Below are 24,788 nucleotides of genomic sequence, written 5' to 3' on the forward strand. Positions count from 1 at the left end.
GGTGCCACTCGGGCCGTGGCCTCCCTGCACCGCGCGACCGGATGAGCGGCGAGGCGACGGCCCTGAAGGACCAGGAGGGGGCCGACCCGCGCCGCTGGAAGGCACTGACCGTCTGCCTCGTCGCCGGCTTCATGACCCTGCTGGACGTCAGCATCGTCAACGTGGCGCTGCCCGCCATCCGCAGCGGGCTGGACGCCCCGCAGAGCGACCTGCAGTGGGTGGTGTCGGGATACGCGCTCACCTTCGGGCTGGCGTTGGTCCCCGCCGGGCGGTTCGGCGACATGCACGGCCGGCGCAACGCGTTCGTCCTCGGCGTCGTCCTGTTCACCCTGTCCAGCGCGGCGGCCGGGATGGCCGGGGACCCGACGTTGCTGGTCATCGCGAGACTCATCCAGGGGATGGCGGGCGGGGTGTTGAATCCGCAGGTCAGCGGATTGATCCAGCAGCTCTTCCGGGGAGCGGAGCGGGGCCGGGCGTTCGGGATGCTGGGCACCGTCATCGGCGTCTCGACCGCGATCGGCCCGCTGCTCGGCGGGGCGCTCATCCAGCTCGGCGGGGGTCCCGACGCGTGGCGCCTCGTCTTCTACGTCAACGTGCCGATCGGCGTCCTGGCCGTGGTCCTGGCGTACCGCTACATCCGGCCCCCCGCGCGTGGGAGACGGCCCCGGGAGAGCATGGACCCGGTGGGCGTGCTGCTGCTCGCCCTCGGCGTCGTGCTGGTGCTCCTGCCGTTCGTCGAGGGGCAGCAGCGGCAGGGCGCGGGAAAGTGGCCGACGCTGCTCGCCGGGCTCGTCGTGATCGCCGCCTTCGTGGCCTGGGAGCGCCGGTACGGGCGGCGCCGCCAGCCGGTCGTCGACCTGTCCCTGTTCCGCAGGCGTTCGTACGCGCTCGGTGCCCTGCTCGGGACGCTCTACTTCGCCGGCTTTACCGCGATCTTCTTCATTCTCACCCTGTACCTGCAGAACGGCCTGCACTACTCGGCCCTGGAGGCAGGGCTGGCGACCACACCCTTCGCGGCGGGATCGGCCGTGGCCGCCGCGCTGGGCGGCCGGATCGTCACCCGGCTGGGCCGGCCACTGGTGGTGTGGGGGCTGCTGCTGGTCGCGGCCGCGCTGGGCGTCACGGTGCTCGCCGTACGGCTGGTCCCCGGCGAGCACGTGGCCTGGGCCATCGCGCTGCCGCTGCTCCTCGCCGGCGTGGGCAGCGGCCTGGTGATCTCCCCCAACCAGACGCTGGCCCTGTCGGAGGTGCCGGTCGCCATGGCCGGCACCGCCGGCGGGGTGCTCCAGACGGGGCAGCGGATCGGCACGGCCATCGGCATCGCGGCGATCGGCTCGGCCTTCTTCGCCGAGGTCGCCTCCTCCCACGGCGACTACGCGATGGCGTTCCAGCACTCGCTGCTGGTCGCCATCGCCTTCGTACTGGTCTCGCTGGTCGTGGCCGTCGTCGACGTGGTCACCGCCCGGCGTGCCGGGCTCCGCTGAGAGCGAGGGCGGTCAGGCGGGCGCGTAGGTGAGGCAGTCGATGTCCTTCTGCGCGTAGCCGACGACGATGCCGGAGGCCTGGCATTCGTACTGGACGTTGTGCTGGCAGTCGGACATCTTGCAGGCGCCGACGCGGCCGGTGGCGGCGGGGTCGCCGCCCTTCACGTCGACCTTGAAGAAGGTCTCACACTCCGCGTGATGACTGTTGCCGACCGTGATGGCCAGCGCGTGGCAGACGTGTTCCGCGTTGTAGGCGCACGCGTCGACCTGGCACTCGTTGACTGCGGGCATCTTCATGGCCGACCTCTCCTAGGACTCGGGCCGGCCCCGGACGCGACCAGCCACCGTCGGGGCCTGTCGCCCAACGGTCTGTTCGGTGTCACCGCGCGGCGATGCCAACGCGTCCGGCCGGCACTTGGGCCGTCAGGTCCTCATCATGGTTTTCCTGCACTCACGAGTCGGACATGACACGGTCCCCGTTCCAGCACGCGGACTATCCGGTTTAGTACCGCGCCCGGATCACCGTCACGCCCATCCGGGCTCCAAGGCTTCTCCAAGAGCGGCTTCCGGCGGACCTTCGCGATCGGGAGAGCAGCGTGCCGAACGACACCCGCCCCGGCCCGGAAAACGGCCGTCAGGCCCCACCGATTCGATCAGCGACTTACGAGTCCCGAGGTCGCGCCAGGCACCCCCGACGGCTGGCGATCATGATGGGTCACCGGAGTCCTCCCATGTCAAACGCCATGCGGGTTCAGTTTCGAGACCGAGTCCACATAAGGCTCCCCCGGGCAACGCCTCTCCGCGAAGAACGGTCGGCCCCGAATTCACCGGCGCCGCCACATTGATGGCGCACATTCCTTACCAGGGCGAAAAACGCTCATGAATTTTCTGGTCATGCTATTTGACCGGCCATGTCCACCCGAAATGAGAATCGACGGCATTCCGCATCGCCCGCCGCCGGGACCCCCGATGCCGAATTCGTTTTCGTGCGACGATTGACCGCTTTCGGCGAACTCCCGTCATCCGATGGGTCAATGTCCCCCGTCTCCGGCGGCCGGCCGGCACGCCGGACCCGCGACGGCTCGGGGCGTCCCGGGCTCCACGCCACCGGGGCTCCTCCGCACGGGCGTCGGCCCCAAAAAGCGAGAAGAAGTTAATTTTTCGGTATGCGAGACGGCATCCCGCATACTTGACACGCCTTAAGGCGCTCGCCTAGATTTTCGAGCACGCCGCCAACCAAGATCAATTATGGAAGGAGGGCACTTGACCAGCAAAAACAGACTTCACAGCGTAGCTCTCGCGCTTCTTGGCAGCGCCAGCCTGCTTATCGGATGGCAACTGATCATCTCAGTTGGCCTCGTTTCCGAGGCGTCCATTCCGCAGCCACTGGCCGTCCTGCGAGCGCTGCCGACCTTGCTTACCGACGCCGACTTCCTGAGCGGCGCGGCCGACACCGTGACGAGCTGGATGACGACGGTCGTCCTCGGCTCCCTCGCTGCCGTCTCGATCGGGCTCGTGACGAGCAGCATTCCTTTTCTCCGACGCCCGACCAGCGTGGCGGTGAACACGTTCCGGTCGGTGCCCGCCACCGCGCTCATCCCGGTCGGGATCGTGCTCTTCGGGCTGGGCTCGCAAATGAAGATCGCGATCGCCTTCTACGCGATCTTCTGGCCCATTCTGATCAACACCGTCTACGGTGTCGCGGCGACCGAACCGATGCGCATCGACGCGGCCCGATCGATGCGCTGGCCCTGGTGGCGCCGCCAGGTGTTCGTCATCCTGCCCAGCGCCATTCCCTCGATCCTCACCGGCATCCGCATCGCCACCGGCGTCGGCCTGATCGTCATCATCAGCACCGAGCTGCTGGGAGCTCGAACGGGAGTGGGAACCGTGCTCGTCCAGTACACGCAGGCATTCCGGCCCGACGTCGTGTACGCCGGCGTACTACTCCTCGGCGTCTTCGGAGCGGTGTTGTTCGGCCTCATGGTCCGCGGTGAGCGTCGCCTGGTCAAATGGGCCCCCGCCGGCCAGACGACATGAACGCCATGAAGCCTCAGATCGTAGAACAGCCCCCCCGGGCCGTCGACACACCTCAACAAACCACTCAAACCGCCGATGTGCGTAAAAAAGGTATCACACTGCGGCAGGTGGTTCTCGCCGTACCGCGTGCGCTGTCGAGTGGCTGGCTCGTCGCCCTGGTGCTCCTGATCTGGGAGGTCTACGCCCGGCTCCGGCCGTCGGTGTTCTTCCCTCCGCTCAGCGAGGTCCTGGCCAACTTCGGAACCCTCTGGCTCTCCTCGGATCCCGGGAAGCTCTTCATGTCGGACCTGCTCCTCGAACAGGCCGGCATCAGTCTCGGCCGGTTCGCCGCGGGATGGTCGCTCTCGGTTCTCGTCGGCACGGCCGTGGGGGTGCTGCTCGGGCGCAGTCCCATCGCGTCGAGCATGTACAACCCGACGGTTCGCTTCTTCATCGCCGTCCCGAGCACGATGTTGCTGCCGATCGCGGTGCAGCTCTTCGGCGTCACCTCGCAGATGAACATCTCTCTCGTCTTCCTCGGCACCGTCTGGATCATCATGATCAATACCGCCGACGGGGTCGCGGGGGTCGACCCGATGTGGCTGCGCAGTGCGCGCAGCCTCCAACTCGGCCGCTGGACCCACTACCGGCGGGTGATAATCCCGGCCGCGATGCCACGGATCATGACGGGCCTGCGCGTCAGCCTCGGCACCGGCCTGATCCTGATGATCATCTCAGAGCTCTACGCCACGACGGTCGGGCTCGGCTACCAGATCGTGGTCGCCGGAAACAACTTCCTGTACGCCGACATGTGGTCCGCCTTCGTCCTCGTCGGCCTGATCGGGATCCTGCTCAATTCGATTTTCACGCTCATCGAACGGCGCGTACTGCGCTGGGAGCGCCGCTCCGGCATGGCGGATCTGTGATGCCGGCGCCGACCACGAGAGGAACCCGATGGACCTGCGGGTAGATTCCGTCAGCAAGACCTACGGGAACGGTTCCGGCGCTCGCGTCGCGTTGACGGGTGCGGCGATGACCGTCGGCTCGCAGGAACTCGTGTCGATCGTGGGACCGTCCGGATGCGGTAAGTCCACCCTCCTGATGATCATGGCTGGACTGCTGCGGCCGAGTTCGGGCACGGTGACGCTCGGCGAGAAGGTCGTGGACGGGCCGCCGATGGGGCTTTCCGTGGTGTTCCAGGACTACAGCCGGTCGCTGTTCCCGTGGATGACCGTACGGCGCAACCTGACGATGGCGGCGGCGGCCTACAAGCTGCCCAAAGCCGAGCTGGGGCACCGGGTCGAGCACGCCCTGGAGTCGGTGGGCCTGCCGGGATCGGGCAACCTGTATCCGTACCAGATGTCCGGCGGCATGCAGCAGCGGGTCGCCATCGCCCGCGCCCTGGTCGTCGAGCCCACCGTCATGCTGATGGACGAGCCGTTCGCGGCGGTGGACGCGCAGACCCGCGCCGACCTTGAGGACCTCGTGCTGCGGGTACGGGACGAGTACCGGGTCACGATCGCGTTCGTGACCCACGACATCGACGAGGCCGTCTACCTCGCGGACAGGGTCGTCGTGATGGCCGCCAACCCGGGGCGGATCCTCAACGACATCCCGGTCAGCCTTCCCAAACCACGCGACCAGGTCGAGACGAAGCTCGACCCGGATTTCGCGGCCCTGCGCAGCCAGGTGTTCCAGCTCGTGATGCGGCCCGGCGCCACGCAGAAGGTCGGCTGATCCTCTTCCCCACTCCTGGCCGGAGAAGGCACGGCTCAACCGCCGCCGGCCGCCTCCGGTCCGCTATCGCAACACCGGCGAGGGTGTGCTCTGTCCATGGCTATCGGTTCCAAGAAGGAAGACATCGTGGAGATAGATTCGATCACTCGGCGCGTCCGGCACCGGCGGACTCTCGGCGGCATGGCGTTGGCCGGTGCCCTGGTTCTGGTCACCGCGTGCGGGGCGACCTCGGAGGAGACCTCCGGCGCCTCGCCGGAGGCGACCGGACCGCAGACGCTCAAGCTCACCACGCTGGGACTGTGCAACGAGATCTCCGTGTACTGGGCCCAGGAGAAGGAACTGTTCACCAAGCACGGCGTGAAGATCGAGCTGGTGAAGTCGGCCGGTGGAGCCGCCGGTCTGACCGCGTTGCAGAGCGGTGACGTCGACCTCGCCTTCACCAACCCGTTCTCGACCATGCTCGCGATCTCACGGGGCATCGGCCTGCAGTGGATCGCGACCGCGTACGGCACCCCCACCTCCGAGGACGACGGGACCAACTCGATCGCCATCTCCAAGGACTCGGGGATCACGAGTGCGAAGGATCTCGAAGGCAAGACCATCGGGGTCAACGAGGTCGGTGGGATCAACCAGATCATCACCACCGCCTGGCTCAAGGCGAAGGGAGCCGACCCGTCGACCGTCAAGTTCGTGGCGCTGCCATTCGCCGAACTGGCGTCGGCGGTGGCCAGCGGCAAGATCGCGGCCTCCCAGGTCTCGGCGCAGAACCTCAAGCCGGAGCTGGGCCTGAAGTCACTCGGCGACCCGTTCGTCGCCGCCGGCAACGGCAAGTCGCTGGTCTTCGCCGGTTACGTGGCCACGACCGAGAAGTCGAAGACGCTGGAGCCGGCGATGAAGGGGTTCCAGGCGGCGCTCATCGAGGCCAACGAGCAGATCAAGCTGCCGGAGAACCAGGACGAGCGCTTCGCGCTGTCGTCCTCGCACTGCAAGCAGGAGGTGAGCATGCTCAAGACCATCAAGGAGAACCCGTACCTGGCCGAGGTGGACACGAGCGCGCTTGAGCAGATGGCTCAGCTCCTGAAGGACCAGGGCATGCTCCCCGACCCGCCCACGCCCGACACCTTCGTACCGTCCTACGTCGTCAAGAAGAGCTGACGAGAACGTGGTGATCCGGCGACGCCCGTGGATCGTTCCGGCGTCGCCGGTCGTGGCCGAGCAGCACCGGAGAAGTGAGGATCTATGAAAGTGGACACCCTGGTCAAGGGTGGACGGCTGGTCACGCCGCAGGGCGTCGTCGAGGCGGCCATCGCGGTACGAGACGGGCGGATCGTGGCGATCGGCGACGAGGACTCGCTGCCGGCGGCGGCGGAGGTGATCGACTGCGCCGGCAAGCACGTGCTGCCGGGCCTGGTGGACCCCCATGTGCATCTCGGCGGAGGGCGGCCCCTGGCGGAGATCTTCGCCTCCGAGACCGCCTCGGCGGCGATCGGCGGCGTGACGACGGTACTGCAGTACCGTCGCAGCGGCACGTCGTTCTTCGAGACGTTCCCCGCCGAACGTGAACTCGCCCGCTCCCGGATGATCGTGGACACCCAGTTCCACTTCATCATCGGGACGATGGACCAGGTCGAGCAGATCCCCGAGTACGCGGCCGAGTTCGGCGTCACCAGTTTCAAGTTCTACATGGGCGGCTACGAGCCGGGAAATCCCATCGGGCTGGTGACGGTGAACGACGCCCTGCTCTACGCGGCGATGGAACGCATCCGCGAGCTCGGGCCCTACGGCTGGTGCATGGTCCACTGCGAGGACGACTCACTGGTCAGCCACCTGACCCACCAGGTCAAGGCTCGCGGTGGCAACGACCTGGCCGCGTACACCGAGTCCAGGCCGGCCTTCGTCGAGGAGCAGGACCTGCTGCGCGCGATCTGGCTGGCCGACCTGCAGGAGTGCCCGCTCTACGTGCCGCACACCACTGTGGGCATGGCGGTCGACGCGGCGGCGGAGTCCCGCCGCAAGGGACGCACCGTCGTCCTGGAGACCTGCCCGCACTACCTGGCGCTGACCGCCGACGACGCGCGGCTGGCCTGCCAGGGCCCCGGCGTGGGCAAGGTGGCGCCCGCGCTGCGCGACCACGACCACCAGGCCGAGCTGTGGCGCGGCCTCCGGGAGGGCTGGATCTCGACCATCGGATCGGATCACGTGCCCATCGCCAAGAACGGGCGCGGTTTCTGGGAGGAGGCCCCGGGGTTCGCCGGCCTGGCCACGATGCTGCCGGTCGTCCTCACCGAAGGCGTCCTGCGCGGCCGGATCACCCTGGAGAAGGTCGCCGAGACCATGTCCTACAACCCGGCGCGGCTGTTCGGCCTCTACCCGCGCAAGGGCGCGCTGCAGGTCGGCTCGGACGCCGACCTCGTGCTGGTCGACCTGGAGCGGGAGGCCGTGGTCGGGCCCGAGGTCACGCAGAGCGAGTTCCCGAGCGCGTTCGAGGGGACTCCGCTGAAGGGCTGGCCCGTGCTCACCATGCGGCGCGGTGAGGTGATCTTCCGTGACGGCAAGGTGCTCGCCGAACCGGGCAGCGGTCAGATCGTCGAGAAGAACCCGGCGGACGCCGGCGGGGGAAGGAACTGGCATGCGGCTTGAGACCCAACTCGATCCGGCCGACGTCGGGCTTCTCGTCGTGGACATGCAGAACGGCTTCTGCCATCCCGACGGCGCCCGAGGCAAGGCGTTCGGCCCCGGCGCGGTCCGCCGGCCACGCGAGATCATCCCGAACGTCGTCAACATGGTCGGCCTCGCGCACCGGCTCGACATCCCGGTCTGGTTCACCCAGCAGGTGCACTACAACGAGGACGCCGGAAGAACGCGACGCAGGATCCCGTCCCATCTGGAGCGGCGCGGCGTGAAGCTCGAACTCTGCCGGCGCGGGACCTGGGACGCCGAACTGCTCGACGAGATGAAGGCGGTCCGCCGCCCGGAGGACGAGATCGTCGTCAAACACCGGTCGAGTGCCTTCTACTCGACCACGCTGGAGTGCGAGCTGCGCATGCGCGCGGTGCAGGTTCTGGTGGTGACCGGGACGACCACCAGTTTCTGCGTGGACTCCACCATCCGTGACGCCTACGCCAGGGACTTTGACGTCATCGTGCCCGCCGAATGCGTCGCGGACTCCGACGACGCGGCCCAGGCCGCCACCCTGGCCTGCATAGACCGGTTCCATGGCGTGGTGACCACCATGACCGACCTGACCAGGGCACTGGGCGCCTGACATGCGGATGCCACGACCTGACGGCGCACGACCCGACGGCGCACGACCGGACTCCGGCTGGGAAGCGCGGCGGATCCGGATCCGCGTCGACGGCGAGGTGGTCGAGGATTCGCTCACCGATCTGGGTGTGTCGCTGCTCACCGTGCTTCGCCGCAACGGCCGCACGGCGCCCAAGTCGGCCTGCGGCCGAGGTGAGTGCGGCGCCTGCACGGTGCTGCTGGGCGATCGCGTCGTCATGTCGTGCACCGTGCTCGCGGCCGCGGTCACCGCCGACGTGACCACGGCCGCCGGGCTCGCGGCGGACGACCTGCGCGAGTCGTTCGCCGACCATGTCGCGTTCCAGTGCGGATTCTGCACACCCGGCCAGATCGTCCGCGCCGAGGCCCTGTTGCGCGAGGGCTCCTGCCCGACCCGTGCGGAGGTCACCCGCGCGATGGCCGGAAACGTCTGCCGCTGCACCGGATACGTGCAGATCATCGACGCGATCATGGACACGATGGAGAAGCGGCGAGTCGAGGGATCAGATTGCGTACCTCAGTAGTCGGCACGCGGGTCCGCCCGCTCGACTGGACCGGCAAGACCACCGGAACCGCCCCCTACTCGGCCGACGCGTTGCCCGAGGGGACACTCGTGGGACGGATCCTGCGCTCCCCCCTCCCACACGCCCGGATCACCAGGCTCGACACCGGCCGGGCGCTACGGGTCCCGGGAGTGCACGCGGTCGTGACGCACCGGGACCTCGCTCCCGGAACCGTCTACGAGCACAGCGGCGAGCCGTACTCCGACCGCCCGCCCCTCGCCGTCGACCGGGTCACCTACGTCGGCCAGGAGATCGCCGCGGTGGCCGCCGACACCGTCGAGGCCGCGGAACTGGCACTGAGCCTCATCGACATCCGCTACCGGCGGCTGAAGCCGGTGCTCTCCGTCGCCGCCGCGCTCGCCCCCGGAGCGCCGAGGGTGCAACGCCGGGCGAGCGGGGACAACGTGTCACTGACCGTGTCCGGAGTCTGGGGTTCGGCCGAACTCGCGCGCCTCAACTCGGCCATCACGGTCGGCGGGTCGTTCGACTACCCGCGGGTCACCCACGCCTGCATGGAGCCGAACACCACGCTCGCCTGGTGGCACGGGGACCGCCTGGAACTGTGGACGTCGACCCAGGCCCCGCACTTCGTGGTACACGAGCTGGCCCGGGTCCTCGGCCTCCGGGTCGACCAGGTCGTCTGCCGTGACGTCGCGGTCGGCGGTGGCTTCGGGTCGAAGTCGAAGGTGTCGGAGCACGAGGCCGTCGCGGGCCTGCTGTCGATGCGCAGCGGACTACCGGTGCTCGTCGAGTTGAGCCGCGAGGAGGAGATCGCCGCGACGAAGCCCCGGCACGCCTTTCGCACCGCGATGCGCGCGCACGCGGACGACACCGGGCGGATCTGCTGGTTCGAGGCCGACGTCGACGCCGACAACGGCGCGTTCAACCACTACGGCCCGTCCGTGATCCGCGCGGGTATCAAGCAGATCGGCTCCCTCTACCGTCCGGACGCGGTCAGCTGGACGGGCCGTCTGGTCGACACCAACCTGCCTCCGGGCGGTCAGTTCCGCGGGTACGGCGCTCCGCAGACCGCGCTCGCGATCGAGTGCCTGGTCGACGAGCTGGCCGAGCGGACCGGGACCGATCCGATCGAGTTCCGGATCAGGAACGCCAACGAGCCCGGCTCGGTCGCGCTCGCGGGCGCGCGCATCGGTTCGGCCCGGCTGGTGGAGTGCCTGGAGTCGGTACGAGAGCTGATCGGGTGGGACGAGAAGAAGGCCGCCGCACGTCCCCTTCGCGGTCTCGGTGTGGCGGTCGGCATGCACGCGAGCGGTTCCTACGCCTACCCGGGCGGCAACGTCAGCGCGGCGGGGATCGACGTGACCTCGACCGGCGAGGTCGTGGTGCGCTTCGGCGGGTCCGACGCCGGGACGGGCCAGCGCACCGTGCTCGGGCAGATCGCCGCCGAGGTGCTGGGCGTCCCGATCGACCGTGTCGAAGTGATCATGGGTGACTGGGACGAGACGCCGCCGGACATGGGCGCCTGGTCGTCGCGGGGAACGCACATGGGCGGGCACGCCGTCAAGCGCGCCGCGGAGGCGATGGCCGACCGGTTGCGCGAGCTGGGCGCGGCGAAACTCGGGGGCCCCGAGGTCACGCTGCGCGCGGGGCGCGTCGAGTCCGCCGAGGACGCCATCGAGATCGGCGAGCTCGCCGCGACGGCACCGGAGGCCGTCGACGGGCGGCTGCGACTGGATCTGGAGTACCTCGAAGAGCGAATGGAGCCGTACTGGACGGGTATCCCCACCCCCAACATCTCACCGAGCTACACCTTCGCCGCGCACGCCGTCGAGGTCGAGGTCGATCCGGACACCGGCGAGATCCGCGTACTGGACTATGTGGCGGCCCATGACATCGGCCGGGCGATCCACCCGGGGCTGGTGGAGGGACAGATCATCGGGGGCGTCGTGCAGGGACTGGGCGCCGTCCTGGGGGAGAACCTCATCTACGAGGGCGGACGGGTCGTCAACCCGTCGTACCTGAACTATCCGCTGCCGCGCTCGACGACGGCACCGTCGGTGCGCGCGGTGCTCATCGAGGGCCCCGAGGAGGCCGGGCCGTTCGACGCGAAGAGCGTGGGTGAGATGTCCATCGTCCCGCCGGCGCCGGCGGTGCTCAACGCCGTGTACGACGCCATCGGCATCCGGTTCCACCAGGTGCCACTGACACCGGACGTCGTGCTGCGCGCACTGCGCGAGTCCCACGGCACCCGCGAGCGGCGTTATCACCTGCTCCGCCGCCCTTCACGCTGGCAGATCGAGCTGCTTCGCCGGCTCTACCCGGTCGGCGTCCACGCGCTGCTGCACCGCGCCGGAACCCGGTTCGCCCGTCGCCTGACCCCCCGGCCGGTCCGGGAGGTCCTCTCCCCGGCGAGCGTTCCCGAGGTGGTGACCGCGCTCGGGAGCGGGCCGCGCGGCGATGTGGCGGTCATCGGCGCCGGGTCCGACCTCCTGCCGCAACGGGATCAGAACCTGGCGAATCCACACACCCTGGTGTCGACGTCCTCGGTCGCATCGCTACGCCGGCTCGACTCCGACGCGGGGGTGGCCGAGATCGGCGCGGCGGTGACCCTCGCCGAACTCGGCCGGTGGGCTCGCGGGCGCGTACCGATGCTGGCCGACGCCGTCGGGATGATCGCCTCGGCGCAGATCCGTGACATGGCCACGGTGGGGGGCAACCTGGCGCAGGCCAAGCGGTGCTGGTTCTTCCGTAACGGGTTCGACTGCTACAAGCGCGGTGGCTCCACCTGCCCGTGCTACGCCGTCACCGGCGACCACCGGTTCCAGCACGCGGTCATCGGCGGGCATCGCTGCCAGGCGGTGACCCCCTCGGACCTGGCGACCGTCTTCGCCGCACTCGACGCACGGGTACGGATGACCGGGCCCGCCGGCAGCCGGGAGGTGCCGATCGGCGAGCTGTACCGCGGCCCCGGCGAGTTGCGCGTACGCCCCGGCGAGTTCATCGAGTCGGTGTCGTTCACCGAGCCGGGGTCGTTCACCGAGCCGGGGTCGTTCACCGAGCCGGGCAGGGAGCGGCGCGGCGTCTTCGAGAAGCTGCGGCAGTGGGACGGCGACTTCGCCGTCGTCTCCCTCGCGATGACCGCCGACGTCGACGAGGCGGGCGCCTGGCACCGGCCGAGAATCGTCTTCGGCGCGCTGGCCCCGGTCCCGTGGCGTCCGACCACGGTCGAACGGGCGATCGAGGGACGGCACCCGTCCGTCCGGGAACTCCTCTCCCTGACCGAGCACGAGTTCGAGCACCACGCCCATCCCCTGGCCCGCAACGAGTGGAAGCTCGACGCCGCGGCGGGCCTGCTCCGGCGCGCCGCCATGGCCCTGGGCGCGGCAGACCGATGAGACAGGGAGCGATGACGTCGATGAGTTCTTCGAGCGCGACCCCCGGCGACGCCCGGGCCGCGCGGATCGTCGACCGGCTGAGGGCCGGCGGTGCCGGCGTCGCCGCGTCGCTGCCGGACAGCTGGCTGAGCCCGCTGATCGACACGGTCGCGCGCACCCCGGAGATCACCCACGTGCGGGTGACCCGCGAGGACGAGGGGGTGGCGATCTGTGCCGGCGCGTCGCTCATGGGCCGCCGCGCCGTACTGCTCTGCCAGAACGCCGGAGTGCTGCTGGCGGCGAACGTGCTGGCCGGTTACGCCCACCACCACGAGATTCCGCTCGTCGTGGTCGCGGCCGACCGTGGCGGCCCACAGGACGGGTTCTTCTACCAGGCCTACAAGGGCCAGGTCACGCCGGGCGTGCTGACGGCTCTCGGCCTGCCCTGGCATCGCGTCGAGAGCGAACGTGACGACTGGCTTTTCGAGCGGGCCTTCGAGCAGGCGTCCCTGCACCGTCGCCCCGTCGTCCTGCTGTGCTCACGTGCCGGACTGACCGGGGAGGCATCGTGAAACGCGCCGAGGTGGCCCGCGCGGTCGCGGCGGCGGCCACGGAACACGTCGTGATCACGAGTCTGGGCAGCGCCGGGCGCGCGTGGCGCGAGCACGGTGGAACCAACCCCACGTTCTACGGCTCGGACCCCATGGGCGCCGCCCCGGCGTTCGCCCTGGGCGCGGCCCTGGCCCGGCCCGACCGGGAGTTCGTGCTCCTGGAGGGCGACGGCGACCTGACGATGGGCCTGGGATCGTTGCTCACCCTCGCCGGCGCCGCACCGGGCAACCTGCGCGTCGTGGTCTTCGAGAACGGCCGTTACGAGACCGGTGGAGGCCAGCCGCTCAGCGCGGCCGGCCTGGCCGACATCGCGGCGCTCGCGGCCGCCGCCGGCTGGGGCTGGACCCGCACCGTCGAGCGTGACGCGACGGCCGAGGACCTGGCGGCGGCGGTCACGGCGCTGCTGGCCGCCCGCGCCCCGGCGCTGCTCGTCGTCCGCGTCGACGTCGAACCGTCACCGTACGGCGGCCCGGGACCGCATTCCGGCGGCGAGGCCAGGGCCGTCTTCCAGCAGCGGTTCCAGGCATGGGACCACATGATCGAGAACGGAAACCGATGACAACCCTCATCCTCCGCCAGGCCAGACTGCTCGACCTCGACCATGACGGATCGATGGGGGACGTGGTCGTCGCCGACGGGCGCATCGTGGCCGTCGGCCCCGGAGCGGGCGCGGCACACGTGCCCGCGGAAACGGAGTCCGTGGAGATCGTCGACCTCGGCGGCGACATCCTCATCCCGGGACTCGTCAACTCCCACACCCACTCCAACCAGAGCATCGAGAAGGGACTGTGCGACGCGCTGCCCCTCGACGCGTGGATGGTGGTGGCGAGCTACGGCGGAGCGGGTGCCCGGCTGAGCCCTCGCGACCTGTACGTCTCGGCGATGGTCGGCGGCCTGGAGATGATCCGCACCGGCACCACCTCCGTCCTCGACTGCGCCCGCGCGGACCTGGAGTGGATCGACGAGGGCATGGACGCGATCATGCAGGCGTACCTGGACCTGGGTCTGCGCGCGTCGGTCGCGATCCAGTTCTCCGACCTGGACTTCTTCTCCTCCCTCCCCATCGATCTCGTTCCCGGCGGAGCGGCGCTGAGGCGGCCTCCGTCGGCGCGGCCGGACGAGGTGCTCGCCGCGGCCTCGCGCTTCCTGGACCGCTGGGAGGGGACGTCCCCCCGAGTGCGGCCGATCCTGGGCCCCTCCTCCCTGCCGCGCTGTTCCACCGAGTTGTTCGGAGCCACCGTCGACCTCGTCCGGGCGCGGGGCACTCGGATGCAGACCCACCTGCTGTCCGCCCGCTCGCAGATCGATGTGGCGCGTGAGCGGTTCGGGGGATCGACCGTCGAGTTCCTGCGGAAGATGGGTGCCCTGGAGGACTGGGCCTCCTTCGCGCACGCCATCTGGCTGGACGAGCGCGAGGTGGCGATGTTCGCCGAGACCGACGCGGTCGCCGTCCACAACCCCGCGAGCAATCTCAAGCTCGGTGCCGGTGTGGCACCGGTTCCCGCTCTGCTGCGGGCCGGCGCGCGAGTGGCCCTCGGATCGGACGGGGCCAGCAGCAACGACACCCAGAACATGTTCGAGACGTTGAAGCTCTCCACCATCGTCCACCGGGTGCAGGGCCCGCCGGCGACCTGGCCGACCGCGATCGACGGGCTGACCATGTGCTGGACAGGTGGTGCGCGCGCGCTCGGTGCCGATCTGGGCCGGATCGCGGTCGGCGCCCTCGCCGACCTCACGGTGCTCGACGCCGATCACGTGTGGCCGGCCCCGGCGGCGCAGCTCCGGCACCAGATCACCTACGGCGAGCTCGGATCGGCGGTGCGGAAGGTGTACGTGGACGGCGCGCCCGTACTCGTGGACGGAACCGTGACAACGGTCGACGAGGCGGCGATCCGAGCCGAGGCACGAGAACTCACCACGCGGATCTGGAGCTCGCTCCCGGCCAGGCTGGCGAGGTTCGAGGAGGTACGCCCGACGCTGGAACGGATCGAGGCGGCCAGCGGCGTCCGGGCGACCCCGTCATGCGGCTAGTGATGATCTCCGCGTGACGCCACGCGACGGCCGGCTGTCTGCCCTGGTCAGACCATCTGTCGTCAACGACGTCACGCGACGATGCCCGCCCGCACCAGGCGGCCGATCAGCGCGTCGCCCATCGCCACGGCGGCATTAATCGGCAATACCGGTTATTGCCGATATCCCCCCAGAAGGTCCAGGTTGGTAAGTTCTTTGGAAGGACAATTGGAACACGCACCCGAGGAGCTGACACGGTGGAGGTCGAGCAGACGGCACTGCCCGGGATAGGACTGCGGCACGAGTTCACGACGCGGTCGGGCAGGCGCATTGGAATCGTCTCTCACCGCACAGGCCGCCGTGACCTGGTGCTTTACGACCCAGACGATCCCGATCGCGCATGCGAGACCATAAAACTGAACGACGAGGAGGCCGACGCGCTCGCCGAACTGCTCGGCGCCCCCCGCATCGTGCAGCGCCTCAACGCCCTGCACAGCGAGGTCGAGGGGCTCGTCAGCCTGCAACTGCCGATCACGCCCGGCTCGCCGTACGCCGGCCGGCCGATGGGTGACGCGCGCGTCCGCACCCGTACCGGCGCCTCCATCGTGGCCGTGGTTCGCGAGGGCCAGGTGTTCGCCAGCCCCGCCCCCGATTTCGGTCTGCTCGGCAACGACGTGGTGGTCGTGGTGGGCAGCCCGGAGAGCACCTCCGCCGTCTCTGACATCCTGTCCGGCGGGTAGGAAACCTGGTGCATACGGCTATTCTTTTTCTTGAGCTCGGTGCTGTCCTTCTCGGGCTCGGCATCCTCGGCGCACTGGCCCTTAAAGTCGGCATCTCGCCCATCCCCCTGTACCTCATCGCCGGACTGGCCTTCGGCACCGGCGGCATCCTGCCCCTGGCCACCAGCGAGGAGTTCACCTCCGTCGGCGCCGAGCTCGGCGTCATCCTGCTGCTGCTCACCCTCGGCCTGGAGTACAACGCCGACGAGCTGGTGACGAGCCTGAAGGGCAACGCCCGCGCGGGCGTCGTCGACCTGGTGCTCAACGCCGCGCCGGGCGCGATCACCGCGCTGCTGCTGGGCTGGGGTCCGGTGGCCGCCATCGCCATGGCCGGCGTCACCTACGCCACCTCCTCCGGCATCACCGCCAAGGTCCTGTCCGACCTGGGGTGGATCGGTAACCGCGAGACACCGGTGGTGCTGTCGCTGCTGGTCTTCGAGGACCTGACGATGGCCGTCTACCTGCCGATCCTCACTGCGGTGCTGGCCGGGCTGAGCTTCGCCAGCGGCGCTGTCACCGTGGCGATCGCGCTGGCCACGGTGAGCGTCGTGCTGCTGGTCGCACTCCGCTACGGCAGGTTCATCGAGGCGTTCGTCTCCAGCCCCAACTCCGAGGTGCTGCTGCTGAAGGTCATCGGTCTCGCGCTGCTGGTCGCCGGAGTGGCCCAGCAGCTCCAGGTCTCGGCCGCGGTCGGCGCCTTCCTGGTCGGCATCGCCCTCTCCGGCAAGCTGGCCGAGGACGCGCAGGAACTGCTCACCCCGATCCGCGACCTGTTCGCCGCGGTGTTCTTCGTCTTCTTCGGCCTTCAGACCGATCCGACCAAGATCCTCCCGGTTGCCGGGCTGGCCGTACTCCTCGCCGTGATCAGCATGATCACGAAGCTGCTCACCGGTGCCTACGCCGCCCACCGGGCGGGCATCGCCAGGGCCGGACAGGCCCGGGCCGGAATCGCGCTCATCCCCCGGGGCGAGTTCAACATCGTGATCGCCGGGCTGGCGGTGGCCTCAGGGGTCCATCCCGACCTGGGCCCGCTGGCCGCCGCGTACGTCCTCATCCTCGCCGCGTTCGGCCCGCTGGCCGCCCGGGTGCTGCAGCCCTTCATCACCGCCATCGCCAAACGCGCCTGACCCTCCCGTCGACGGCGGCGTCGATGTCGTCGACCGGAAAGTCGAGGATGGTGTACGAGGCCGGGACGTGGCCGGGCTTGGGGCAGACCAGCACGTTCCCGCCTCCGGCGAGGTGCGGGGTCAGCATGCCGGTCTCCTCGGACACCTCCGGTCCGAAGGCGAGGGGTCAGCGGATCACGCGGCAGAGCAGCGCTTCGTACGGGCCGGGCAGGGCGCTCATCACCACGTCGGCGGTCAGATACTTGCACGCCAGGTACGGGTCTCCCAGTCCCCGGGTGGGCAACCGGTCCGGCGCGGCGGCACACCGGGCGGTGTACCGAGGACGCGAGGAGTGAGATTGAGGAGGATTGACCTGTTCATCGCAGTATTCAATAGGAAAGTTTCCTATACAATCCCTGGCGACCAGGTTCCGTACGGCGACCTGCCCGTGCGCGTCGGGGGCACTGTTCCTCGACGCCGGCCGCACTCCGCTCCGACCCGGATCCGCGAGCTGCGCGTGCCCGGTCCGTCACCGATCCGGGATCTGGTAGGTATTTGTCCCGTGATGCGTTTGCTGACGGTCCTCGCGACCGCCCTCCCCCTCCTGGCGGCCACCACCCCGGCCTCGGCCACCGCCCCCGGCAAGCCGCATGTCCCGGCCGGGGTGACCGCCGGTTACCTGGTCTTCGACCGGCAGACCGCGAAGGTGACCGAGCACCGCAACGCGCACCGGAGGTTCCGGTCGGCCTCGGTGGTGAAGATCCTCATCGCGATCGACTATCTGGAGTCGCACAGCGGCGTCTCCAAGAAGGACCTGGCGCTGCTCAAGGTCATGCTGCGGGTCAGCGACGACGCCGCCGCGACCTCCTTCTGGAGCAGGGGCGGTCAGGGACGGATCATCCAGCGGATGGCGCGCAAGCTGCAACTCACCGACACCGCTCCCCCACCGGCCGACAAACCCGGCTTCTGGGGCTACGCCTCGCTCAGCGCGATGGACGTCGTCAAGACCTACCGCTACCTGCTCGACCGGGCCGACCCCAAGGTCAGCGGCCTGATCCTGGGCCACCTGCGCAGGGCCGGGCAGTGCGGCTCCGATGGCTTCGACCAGTACTTCGGCATCCCCCGCGGAGTGCGCGGGCCGTGGGCGGTCAAGCAGGGCTGGTCGGGGTACGGCTCCACACCCCCGGTCCGCTGCCGCCCGGCGACCTCCCCCGCCGCCCGCACCGCCTCCGCCGCCTTCACCTCCGCGTCTCCCGTGTCCGCCTCTCCGGCTCCGGTGGCCCTGGGCGCCACCGCGAGCCGGAGAGGCTCCGCCACCGCCCCAGGCGGAGTCACGACGGCGGCACCCGCCGGGGCCGGCGTCGTACCTGACCTGGGCCGTCCCGTACTGCACACCACCGGTCTCGTCGGCCCCAAGGAACGCTGGATCATGGTCCTGCTGACCGCCCATCCGGCGGGGTCCACCTGGCGGCGTTCCACCGGCCAGACGACGAAGCTGGCCGGGGAGGTCCATCTCGGCGGAACCTCCTGAACGTCCGCCGCCGGCCCGTCCACCTGCCGGAGGGTTTCCGCCGCTAGGCCGGTGACATCACCGGGTCGTCAGAGCGTGTGGCGGGCGGCGGGGTGGCACCGCCGTCATCGTCGTCGTCCAGGAGGGTCGTCTCGTCGAACGGGGCACTCCCCGCCAGGACCTCGGCCGCGCGCTCCCTGTCGAACTCGCCGGTCCAGGTGCCGACCAGGACCGTGGCGACCGCGTTGCCCACGAAGTTGGTCAGCGCCCGCGCCTCGGACATGAAGCGGTCGATGCCGACGACGAGACCGACGCCGTCGACCAGGTCGGGGCGGTGCGACTGCAGGCCTCCGGCGAGGGTGGCCAGGCCGGCGCCGGTGACCCCGGCGGCGCCCTTCGACGCGATCATCATGAAGACCAGCAGGGAGATCTGCTCGCCGAAGGCGAGTGGCGCGCCGGTGGCGCTCGCGACGAACAGCGTGGCCATGGTGAGGTAGATGGCGGTGCCGTCCAGGTTGAAGGAGTAGCCGGTCGGCACGGTGATCCCGACGACGGGCCTGCTCACGCCGAGGTGCTCCATCTTGGCGATCAGGCGCGGCAGTGCCGACTCCGACGACGAGGTCGACAGGATCAGCAGGAACTCCCTGCCCAGGTAGCGCAGGAGCGAGAGCAGGCCGATCCGCGCCACCAGCCAGAGGATCGGACCGAGGACGGCGAAAACGAAGAGCAGGCAGGTCACGTAGAAGGCGAGCATGATGACGCCGAGGCTCTTGAGCGCGTCCACGCCGGTGGCGCCGACGACCGCGGCCATCGCACCGAAGGCGCCGACCGGGGCGGCCCACATGATCATGGCGAGGACCCGGAAGACGAGCCGCTGGATGTGCGCGATGCCGTTCAGCACGGGCCTGCCGCGCTCGCCCATCGCCTGCAGGGCGAACCCGGCGAACAGCGCGACGAGCAGGGTCTGCAGCACCTCGCCCTCGGTGAACGCCGACACCAGCGTGGTGGGGATGATCCCGAGCAGGAACGTCACCGTGTCGCTCTCGCCGCCCTTGGCCGCCTCGGCCTCGGCTGCCTTGCGGAGCTCGTCGGTGAGCGCGAGGCTCTGTCCGGGGTCGATCAGATTGCCCACGAGCAGGCCGATGCCCAGGGCGACCGTCGACATGGCGAGGAAGTAGCCGAGTGCGAGACCGCCGACCTCGCCGACCTTGGCGGCCTTGGTGACGGATCCGACGCCGAGCACGATGGTGCAGAAGATGATCGGGCTGATCATCATCTTGATCAGGGCGACGAAGGCGGTGCCGAGTGGTTTCAGCTCCTTGCCGAGATCGGGGGCGACGAGCCCGATCGTGACTCCTGCGACCACGGCGGCGATCACGGCCAGGTACAGGTAGTGCGTTTTGTCTCGAGCCGCGCTCATACGTGTCTCCACCGCGGTAGAAGAAAAATCCGGTCGAGTGACTATGCGCCGACGCTGTGATCTGAGTCACCGTTGCGTACATTTCGTTCGTGAACTTGCGGGAGCTTTCCAGACAGGTGCGCGGCTGGAGTCTGGCCCGGACACCCGCGATCTGGTGACGATCGTCGGCAACCTGATGGACAACGCGGCCGAAGCGGCCATGGCGGGAACCCGGCCCGCGCGGGTGGAGGTACGGCTGCGCACCGACGAGACGGCCTTCGTGATCAGCGTGGCCGACAGCGGCCTGGGGCTCGACCCCACCACGGCGATCGGCGTCTCCCGGGTGACCGCCCGCCGCTACCTGGAGCACCTGACGGAGAACGGAATCACCCGCCGGGTTCCCCAGTACGGCGGGGTCGGACGGCCCGAGCTGCTCTACCAGGTCGTTTGAGGTCGTTTGAGGCCCGGCGGGAGCACGGTGGCCCCGGAACTGGTAGGAAAAAGGACAGCCCGCCCTGCCACCCGCGGGCAAAGGAGCCAAGCATGACCTTCTTCACGACCTCATCGAGCCTGCTCGGGAAGGTGTTCGTCGTCCGGGTGCTCGGAGAGCTCGACTACCGGCACGCCTCCGCCTTCCGCCTGGAGATGGAGAAGGCGTGGGAGGTCGAAGCACCTTCCATGATCGTGGCCGATGTCACAGGGCTCACCTTCTGTGACTCCACCGGGGTCGCAGAGCTGATCCTGGCGCTCCAGCGAAGCCGCGTCCTGGGTGTCCGCCTGGCACTCGTCGGCGTGCACGGCACCCTGGAGCGCATTCTCGCCATCACCGGCCTGCGACCCTCCTTCGAGGTCTTCACCTCCGTCGAGGAGGCGTTGCAGAAGGCCTGATCAGCTGCTGCCGTTGTTCAGCGGCACCCGAGGGGCGTCGGTGATGACATCCGAGAAGATGTCGACCGCCAGGGCGACCACACCGCCGACCGCGATGATCCCGGCCCCGATCCAGAAGAACATCCAGTTGGGGCCGAGGCACAGGGCCACGCCTCCCACGGTGAACCCCAGCAGAATGATGATCACCGCAAGCCAAGACTTGGGGCTTCCTCCGTGGCTTCCAGCCATGAGCCTTTCCTCTCCACGTGAATCAGTGATGCGCGCCGTCCGCCGCGGCGATCACCCGGTTCAGCGACCGGTGGAGCTCCCGGAGCTCCTCCAGGTTCATTCCCAGACGCCTGACGATCGCCGGCGGAACCTTCTCCGCCTCGTCCCGTAGCCTTCGGCCCTCCGGCGTGAGCGAGACTGCCAGGACACGCTGGTCCTGGCCGTCACGCTGCCTCCGGATGTAGCCAACGGCCTCGAGACGCTTCAGCAGCGGGGACAGCGTACCGGGGTCGAGTCTCAGTAGCTTGCTCAGCTCCTTGACCGACAGCGGCGCCTGCTCCCAGAGGGCGAGCATGACCAGATACTGGGGGTGGGTCAGCCCCATCGGCTCCAGCAGTGGCCGGTAGACCCCGATGACGTTGCGCGAGGCGACCGCCAGGGCGAAGCACACCTGGCTCTCCAGACTTAGGGGATCGGGCATGTCACTCACACGTACCTCCACCCGACATAGTACGATAGTTACTACACAAACTATTATCGCCCCAAGCATTGGTGAGCAAAGGATCCCCATGTTTCACAGCAAGTCGATCGAGGAACGGATCGCCGAGCGCCAGGCGGAGCGCCCCGCACTCAAGGAGGGCCAGCACTTCGAGCACGGCCCGGCGAAGTTCGTCTTCATCTTCGTGATCGTCTTCGTGGTCGTCGGCCACCTCGCCGGACTACTGCTGCTGATGGCCATGGATCTGAACTAGGGTCCCCCCGCCCTGCTCGTCCCGGCCGCTGCCGGCGACCGGCTCCGCGGTCAGGCCCGTGACGCGTTCCAGCAAGCCGGACCCATGTTCGAAACATGAGAGGATGATGGTCCGGTTGGCCGGGGTGGGACCGTCCGCCCAGATCAGGAGGTCTGCATGTCTGACGTCACGCCGGAGGAGCCCGAGAGTTCCGACGACGAACTGAAGCGCAAGTTCCGCGAGGCCCTGGAGCGCAAGAAGCTCGCCCAGGCGGACGCGAGCGCCGGAGGCAAGGGGAAGAACGCCTCCAAGATCCACGGTGCTCACGGCCCGGCTGCGGCCAAGCGCTCCTTCCGCCGCAAGAGCGGCGGCTGAGCCGCACTCCGAACCGAGTCCGGATGCTCCGGACCGACCGCCGCCCGGCTGGCGTCCGGCCAGCGGGCGGCGCCCGCCTGCCCGCCCGCGGGGCCCGCCTCCCTTTGAAGAATGCCGCCTGCCTGCAATAGGCTGCACCTGTGCGTGATCTTGGCGAGGACCCCCGGCCGGCTCGAGGCGCGGTCAGCGAGGTCTACCGTGTCGACCGGGCGGCGACCCTGGACTACTCCCCCGACCTCGACGGGCTCGCCGACCCCGGCGAGATCGTCTGGGCCTGGGTCCCCTACGAGGAGGATCCGAACCGTGGCAAGGACCGGCCACTGCTGGTCGTCGGCCGCCACGGGCGCAAGCTGCTCGCGCTGATGCTCTCCAGCCGGGGCGGCAACGGCGACCCGAGCGACTGGCTGGAGCTCGGCCCCGGCCGCTGGGACCGGGAGAACCGCGTCTCCTACCTGCGCCTGGACCGGATCTTCGCCCTCGATGAGGACGACATCCGGCGCGAGGGCTCCATCCTCGACGCCGAGCGCTTCGCCCGCGTGGCCGTCGTACTCAAGCGCACCCACGGCTGGGCCGCCGACGGCTGAGGACCCTGAGGACCAAGCGCGCCGAGGACCGAACGCACTGAGGACCAAGCACACCGAAGGCCGAGCACACCGAAGGCCGCGGGCCCACCCACGATCCCTTCCCAGTGCCCCGGAAGCGTCCGACAGCATCCCGTTTCCCGCCGAGGGATCTCCGGCCGAGGGGATCTCCAACCGAGGGATCTCCGGCCGAGGGGATCTCCAACCGAGGGATCTCCGGCCGAGGGACACCGTTTCCAACGCGATCCAAATTTTCGGCGGCCTGCGGCCACACTCTCCTCACAATCCACATACAGTCCCAAACCCCAGGTACATACCTGGGGTTTTTCATGTTTTACCTGGCTTAGCTAGAAGTCACCCATTGACGTTCCAACAGATTCGGGTGTAAATAAAGCTGAAACAACATGGAAACGGCGGTGAATCAACAGCATGTACGCCGAGGAGCGGCAACAGGAGATCCTGCGCCGGGCGCGTACGGTCGGACGGGTAGACGTGGTAACGCTCGCGGAGGAGTTCGCCGTCACCACCGAGACCATCCGCCGCGACCTGACCGCGCTGGAGCGCTTGGGGATGCTGCGGCGCGTGCACGGCGGTGCGATCTCGGTCGAGCGGCTGGGGTTCGAACCTGAACTTGCCGCCCGCGACGAGGTAATGATCTCGGAAAAGGAGCGTATCGCCAAGGCGGCGCTCGCCGAGCTCCCCGAGGACGGCGCGATCATCATCGACGCCGGCTCGACGACCGGCAGGCTGGTGCAGGCGATGCCGACCGACCGGGAGCTGACCGTGATCGTGAACTCCCCGCCGCTGGCGACGGTACTGGCCACCCGCGTCAACCTGACGGTGATCATGCTGGGTGGCCGGGTGCGCGGGCGGACCCTGGCCACCGTCGACGACTGGGCGCTGCGGCCCCTCTCCGACCTGCACGTGGACGTGGCGTTCATGGCGGCCAACGGATGCTCGGTGGCCAAGGGGCTGACGACACCGGACCCCGCCGAGGCCGCCATCAAGCGGGCGATGGTCGACGCGGCGCAGCGATGCGTACTGCTGGCCGACCACACCAAGTTCGCCAATACCTACCTGGCCCGCTTCGCCTCGGTCCAGGAGATAGATGTGGTGATCAGTGACATGGGACTTGACACCGAGGTCGCGGCCGAGATGGCCGCGGCCGGGCCCGAGGTGATCCGGGCATGATCGTCACCCTGACCCTCAACCCCAGCCTGGATCGTACGATCGAGGTCGGGTCGCTTACCCGCGGGGCCGTCATCCGCGCCGCCGCCACACACCTCGACCCCGGCGGCAAGGGCGTCAACGTCTCCCGTGCGCTGCTGGCCAACCAGGTCCGCTCCTGCGCCGTCGTCCCCTTCGCGGGCGACGAGGGACGGCGGCTGGTGAGCCTGCTCTCGGCCGAGGGCATCGAGATGATCACCGTACCGGTCGCCGGGGCCACCCGGTCCAACGTCGCGCTGGCCGAGCCCGACGGCACGGTCACCAAGATCAACGAGCCGGGCAGCGCCTTGTCGGCGGCCGACCTCGACACCATCGCCGAGGCCGTGCTCAGTGCGGCAAGCTCCGCGGACTGGGTGGTCGCCTCCGGCAGCCTCCCGCCCGAGGTGCCGATCGATGTCTACGCCCGCCTGTGCGAACGGTTCAAGGGCGCAGGCATCAACGTCGCGGTCGACACCAGCGGCCCCGCGCTCGTCCACGCGCTCGCCGAGGCTCCCTCCCTGATCAAACCCAACCGGGAGGAGCTGAGCGAGGCGACGGGGATGGTTCTCTCATCGCTGGGCGACGCCATCAAGGCCGCAGAGAACCTGCGGGCCCGAGGCGCGGGAACCGTCCTGGCCAGCCTGGGATCCGACGGCGCGATCCTCCTCCAGGGAGACCAGGTCTGGTACGGCCAATGCCCGGTGGCCGAGCCGCGCAGCACCGTCGGCGCCGGCGACGCCATGCTCGCCGGGTTCCTCGCCGGCGGCGCACAGGGCGAGAGCGCACTGGTCGAGGCGCTGGCCTGGGCTACCGCCGCGGTCGGGCTGCCGGGCAGCCGAATGCCCTCCCCGCACGACATCCGGCGCGATGACGTTCGCGTCACCGGAGCCGATCCCACCCTGCCGCTGCAGCCCGGGGGCTGACAGCGACGCGGATCCACCCCCCTGGCCGGCTCCCCCGCCGG

Annotated in this window: 27 protein-coding genes; 22 read left to right on the forward strand and 5 right to left on the reverse strand. The window is 69.3% G+C overall.

Features of this window, described 5'->3' with window-relative positions; genetic code table 11:
- Window positions 1-41 precede the first annotated feature (41 nt).
- On the forward strand, window positions 42-1,484 hold the full coding sequence (locus OIE13_RS14660; RefSeq protein ID WP_326639354.1) for an MFS transporter: 1,443 nt from the start codon (window positions 42-44) through the stop codon (window positions 1,482-1,484).
- Between the two features lie 12 nt (window positions 1,485-1,496).
- Here OIE13_RS14660 and OIE13_RS14665 read toward each other — a convergent pair whose 3' ends face one another.
- A complete protein-coding gene (locus OIE13_RS14665; RefSeq protein ID WP_326639352.1) occupies window positions 1,497-1,781 on the reverse strand; it encodes a DUF1540 domain-containing protein in 285 nt (94 codons plus the stop codon).
- 966 nt (window positions 1,782-2,747) lie between these two features.
- Between OIE13_RS14665 and OIE13_RS14670 the strand changes: the two genes are divergently transcribed.
- From OIE13_RS14670 to OIE13_RS14730, 13 genes are all read left to right on the forward strand, one after another.
- Entirely contained in the window at window positions 2,748-3,524 is a 777-nt protein-coding gene (locus OIE13_RS14670; protein ID WP_326639350.1) for an ABC transporter permease, read from the forward strand.
- Window positions 3,525-3,631: 107 nt separating this feature from the next.
- A complete protein-coding gene (locus OIE13_RS14675) occupies window positions 3,632-4,429 on the forward strand; it encodes an ABC transporter permease (protein ID WP_326639349.1) in 798 nt (265 codons plus the stop codon).
- 28 nt (window positions 4,430-4,457) lie between these two features.
- A complete protein-coding gene (locus tag OIE13_RS14680) occupies window positions 4,458-5,240 on the forward strand; it encodes an ABC transporter ATP-binding protein (RefSeq protein ID WP_326639347.1) in 783 nt (260 codons plus the stop codon).
- 96 nt (window positions 5,241-5,336) lie between these two features.
- Window positions 5,337-6,395 (forward strand): ABC transporter substrate-binding protein, encoded by a 1,059-nt coding sequence (locus OIE13_RS14685; protein WP_326639345.1) that lies wholly within the window; start codon window positions 5,337-5,339, stop codon window positions 6,393-6,395.
- Between the two features lie 84 nt (window positions 6,396-6,479).
- A complete protein-coding gene (locus tag OIE13_RS14690) occupies window positions 6,480-7,880 on the forward strand; it encodes a dihydroorotase (RefSeq protein ID WP_326639343.1) in 1,401 nt (466 codons plus the stop codon).
- On the forward strand, window positions 7,870-8,505 hold the full coding sequence (locus tag OIE13_RS14695) for a cysteine hydrolase family protein (RefSeq protein WP_326639341.1): 636 nt from the start codon (window positions 7,870-7,872) through the stop codon (window positions 8,503-8,505). The genes OIE13_RS14690 and OIE13_RS14695 overlap by 11 nt, the downstream gene beginning before the upstream one ends.
- 7 nt (window positions 8,506-8,512) lie before the next feature.
- Entirely contained in the window at window positions 8,513-9,046 is a 534-nt protein-coding gene (locus OIE13_RS14700; RefSeq protein WP_326830134.1) for a (2Fe-2S)-binding protein, read from the forward strand.
- The gene (locus tag OIE13_RS14705; protein ID WP_326830135.1) at window positions 9,031-12,441 is read left to right on the forward strand and encodes a molybdopterin cofactor-binding domain-containing protein; all 3,411 of its coding nucleotides are present in this window, start codon (window positions 9,031-9,033) and stop codon (window positions 12,439-12,441) included. The genes OIE13_RS14700 and OIE13_RS14705 overlap by 16 nt, the downstream gene beginning before the upstream one ends.
- A gap of 20 nt (window positions 12,442-12,461) precedes the next feature.
- Window positions 12,462-12,992, forward strand: a complete 531-nt coding sequence (locus OIE13_RS14710; protein ID WP_326639336.1) for a thiamine pyrophosphate-binding protein — start codon at window positions 12,462-12,464, stop codon at window positions 12,990-12,992.
- Window positions 12,989-13,591, forward strand: coding sequence for a thiamine pyrophosphate-dependent enzyme (locus tag OIE13_RS14715; protein WP_326830136.1), 603 nt, complete (start codon window positions 12,989-12,991; stop codon window positions 13,589-13,591). The genes OIE13_RS14710 and OIE13_RS14715 overlap by 4 nt, the downstream gene beginning before the upstream one ends.
- The gene (locus tag OIE13_RS14720; RefSeq protein ID WP_326639332.1) at window positions 13,588-15,063 is read left to right on the forward strand and encodes an amidohydrolase family protein; all 1,476 of its coding nucleotides are present in this window, start codon (window positions 13,588-13,590) and stop codon (window positions 15,061-15,063) included. Before OIE13_RS14715 ends, OIE13_RS14720 begins: the two co-directional genes overlap by 4 nt.
- 236 nt (window positions 15,064-15,299) lie before the next feature.
- Window positions 15,300-15,782 carry a cation:proton antiporter regulatory subunit gene (locus OIE13_RS14725; RefSeq protein ID WP_326639330.1) on the forward strand — a complete coding sequence of 161 codons (483 nt, stop codon included), beginning with the start codon at window positions 15,300-15,302 and terminating at the stop codon, window positions 15,780-15,782.
- Window positions 15,783-15,790: 8 nt separating this feature from the next.
- On the forward strand, window positions 15,791-16,948 hold the full coding sequence (locus OIE13_RS14730) for a cation:proton antiporter (protein ID WP_326639328.1): 1,158 nt from the start codon (window positions 15,791-15,793) through the stop codon (window positions 16,946-16,948).
- On the opposite strand, the gene OIE13_RS14735 is transcribed toward OIE13_RS14730, so the two are convergent.
- Entirely contained in the window at window positions 16,923-17,075 is a 153-nt protein-coding gene (locus tag OIE13_RS14735; RefSeq protein WP_326639326.1) for a hypothetical protein, read from the reverse strand. The two genes, OIE13_RS14730 and OIE13_RS14735, sit on opposite strands and share 26 nt — an antisense overlap.
- A 417-nt stretch (window positions 17,076-17,492) precedes the next feature.
- Here OIE13_RS14735 and OIE13_RS14740 point away from each other — a divergent pair, with 417 nt between their 5' ends.
- Window positions 17,493-18,458: a hypothetical protein gene (locus tag OIE13_RS14740; protein ID WP_326647076.1), complete on the forward strand. Its 966-nt coding sequence runs from the start codon at window positions 17,493-17,495 to the stop codon at window positions 18,456-18,458.
- 43 nt (window positions 18,459-18,501) lie between these two features.
- On the opposite strand, the gene OIE13_RS14745 is transcribed toward OIE13_RS14740, so the two are convergent.
- On the reverse strand, window positions 18,502-19,857 hold the full coding sequence (locus tag OIE13_RS14745; RefSeq protein WP_326639324.1) for a cation:dicarboxylate symporter family transporter: 1,356 nt from the start codon (window positions 19,855-19,857) through the stop codon (window positions 18,502-18,504).
- A 43-nt stretch (window positions 19,858-19,900) separates the two neighbouring features.
- Here OIE13_RS14745 and OIE13_RS14750 point away from each other — a divergent pair, with 43 nt between their 5' ends.
- Window positions 19,901-20,287, forward strand: coding sequence for an ATP-binding protein (locus OIE13_RS14750; RefSeq protein WP_326647074.1), 387 nt, complete (start codon window positions 19,901-19,903; stop codon window positions 20,285-20,287).
- Between the two features lie 92 nt (window positions 20,288-20,379).
- Window positions 20,380-20,724: an anti-sigma factor antagonist gene (locus tag OIE13_RS14755; RefSeq protein ID WP_326639322.1), complete on the forward strand. Its 345-nt coding sequence runs from the start codon at window positions 20,380-20,382 to the stop codon at window positions 20,722-20,724.
- Here the strand turns inward: OIE13_RS14755 and OIE13_RS14760 are convergent, their stop codons facing one another.
- Together OIE13_RS14760 and OIE13_RS14765 are read right to left on the reverse strand one after the other, a co-directional pair.
- Entirely contained in the window at window positions 20,725-20,952 is a 228-nt protein-coding gene (locus tag OIE13_RS14760; protein ID WP_326639320.1) for an HGxxPAAW family protein, read from the reverse strand. It lies immediately after the preceding gene.
- Between the two features lie 22 nt (window positions 20,953-20,974).
- Window positions 20,975-21,421, reverse strand: a complete 447-nt coding sequence (locus tag OIE13_RS14765) for a MarR family winged helix-turn-helix transcriptional regulator (RefSeq protein WP_442811580.1) — start codon at window positions 21,419-21,421, stop codon at window positions 20,975-20,977.
- A gap of 79 nt (window positions 21,422-21,500) precedes the next feature.
- Here OIE13_RS14765 and OIE13_RS14770 point away from each other — a divergent pair, with 79 nt between their 5' ends.
- From OIE13_RS14770 to pfkB, 5 genes are all read left to right on the forward strand, one after another.
- On the forward strand, window positions 21,501-21,683 hold the full coding sequence (locus tag OIE13_RS14770) for a hypothetical protein (RefSeq protein WP_326639318.1): 183 nt from the start codon (window positions 21,501-21,503) through the stop codon (window positions 21,681-21,683).
- A gap of 156 nt (window positions 21,684-21,839) precedes the next feature.
- Entirely contained in the window at window positions 21,840-22,037 is a 198-nt protein-coding gene (locus OIE13_RS14775) for a DUF5302 domain-containing protein (RefSeq protein WP_326639316.1), read from the forward strand.
- A 140-nt stretch (window positions 22,038-22,177) separates the two neighbouring features.
- Window positions 22,178-22,621 (forward strand): type II toxin-antitoxin system PemK/MazF family toxin, encoded by a 444-nt coding sequence (locus tag OIE13_RS14780; protein WP_326639314.1) that lies wholly within the window; start codon window positions 22,178-22,180, stop codon window positions 22,619-22,621.
- A gap of 426 nt (window positions 22,622-23,047) precedes the next feature.
- Window positions 23,048-23,809 carry a DeoR/GlpR family DNA-binding transcription regulator gene (locus OIE13_RS14785; RefSeq protein ID WP_326639311.1) on the forward strand — a complete coding sequence of 254 codons (762 nt, stop codon included), beginning with the start codon at window positions 23,048-23,050 and terminating at the stop codon, window positions 23,807-23,809.
- Window positions 23,806-24,747, forward strand: a complete 942-nt coding sequence (gene pfkB / locus OIE13_RS14790; RefSeq protein ID WP_326639309.1) for a 1-phosphofructokinase — start codon at window positions 23,806-23,808, stop codon at window positions 24,745-24,747. The genes OIE13_RS14785 and pfkB overlap by 4 nt, the downstream gene beginning before the upstream one ends.
- Window positions 24,748-24,788 lie beyond the last annotated feature (41 nt).

Source organism: Streptosporangium sp. NBC_01810 (genome assembly GCF_035917355.1).
In the GTDB taxonomy this organism is placed as follows: domain Bacteria; phylum Actinomycetota; class Actinomycetes; order Streptosporangiales; family Streptosporangiaceae; genus Streptosporangium.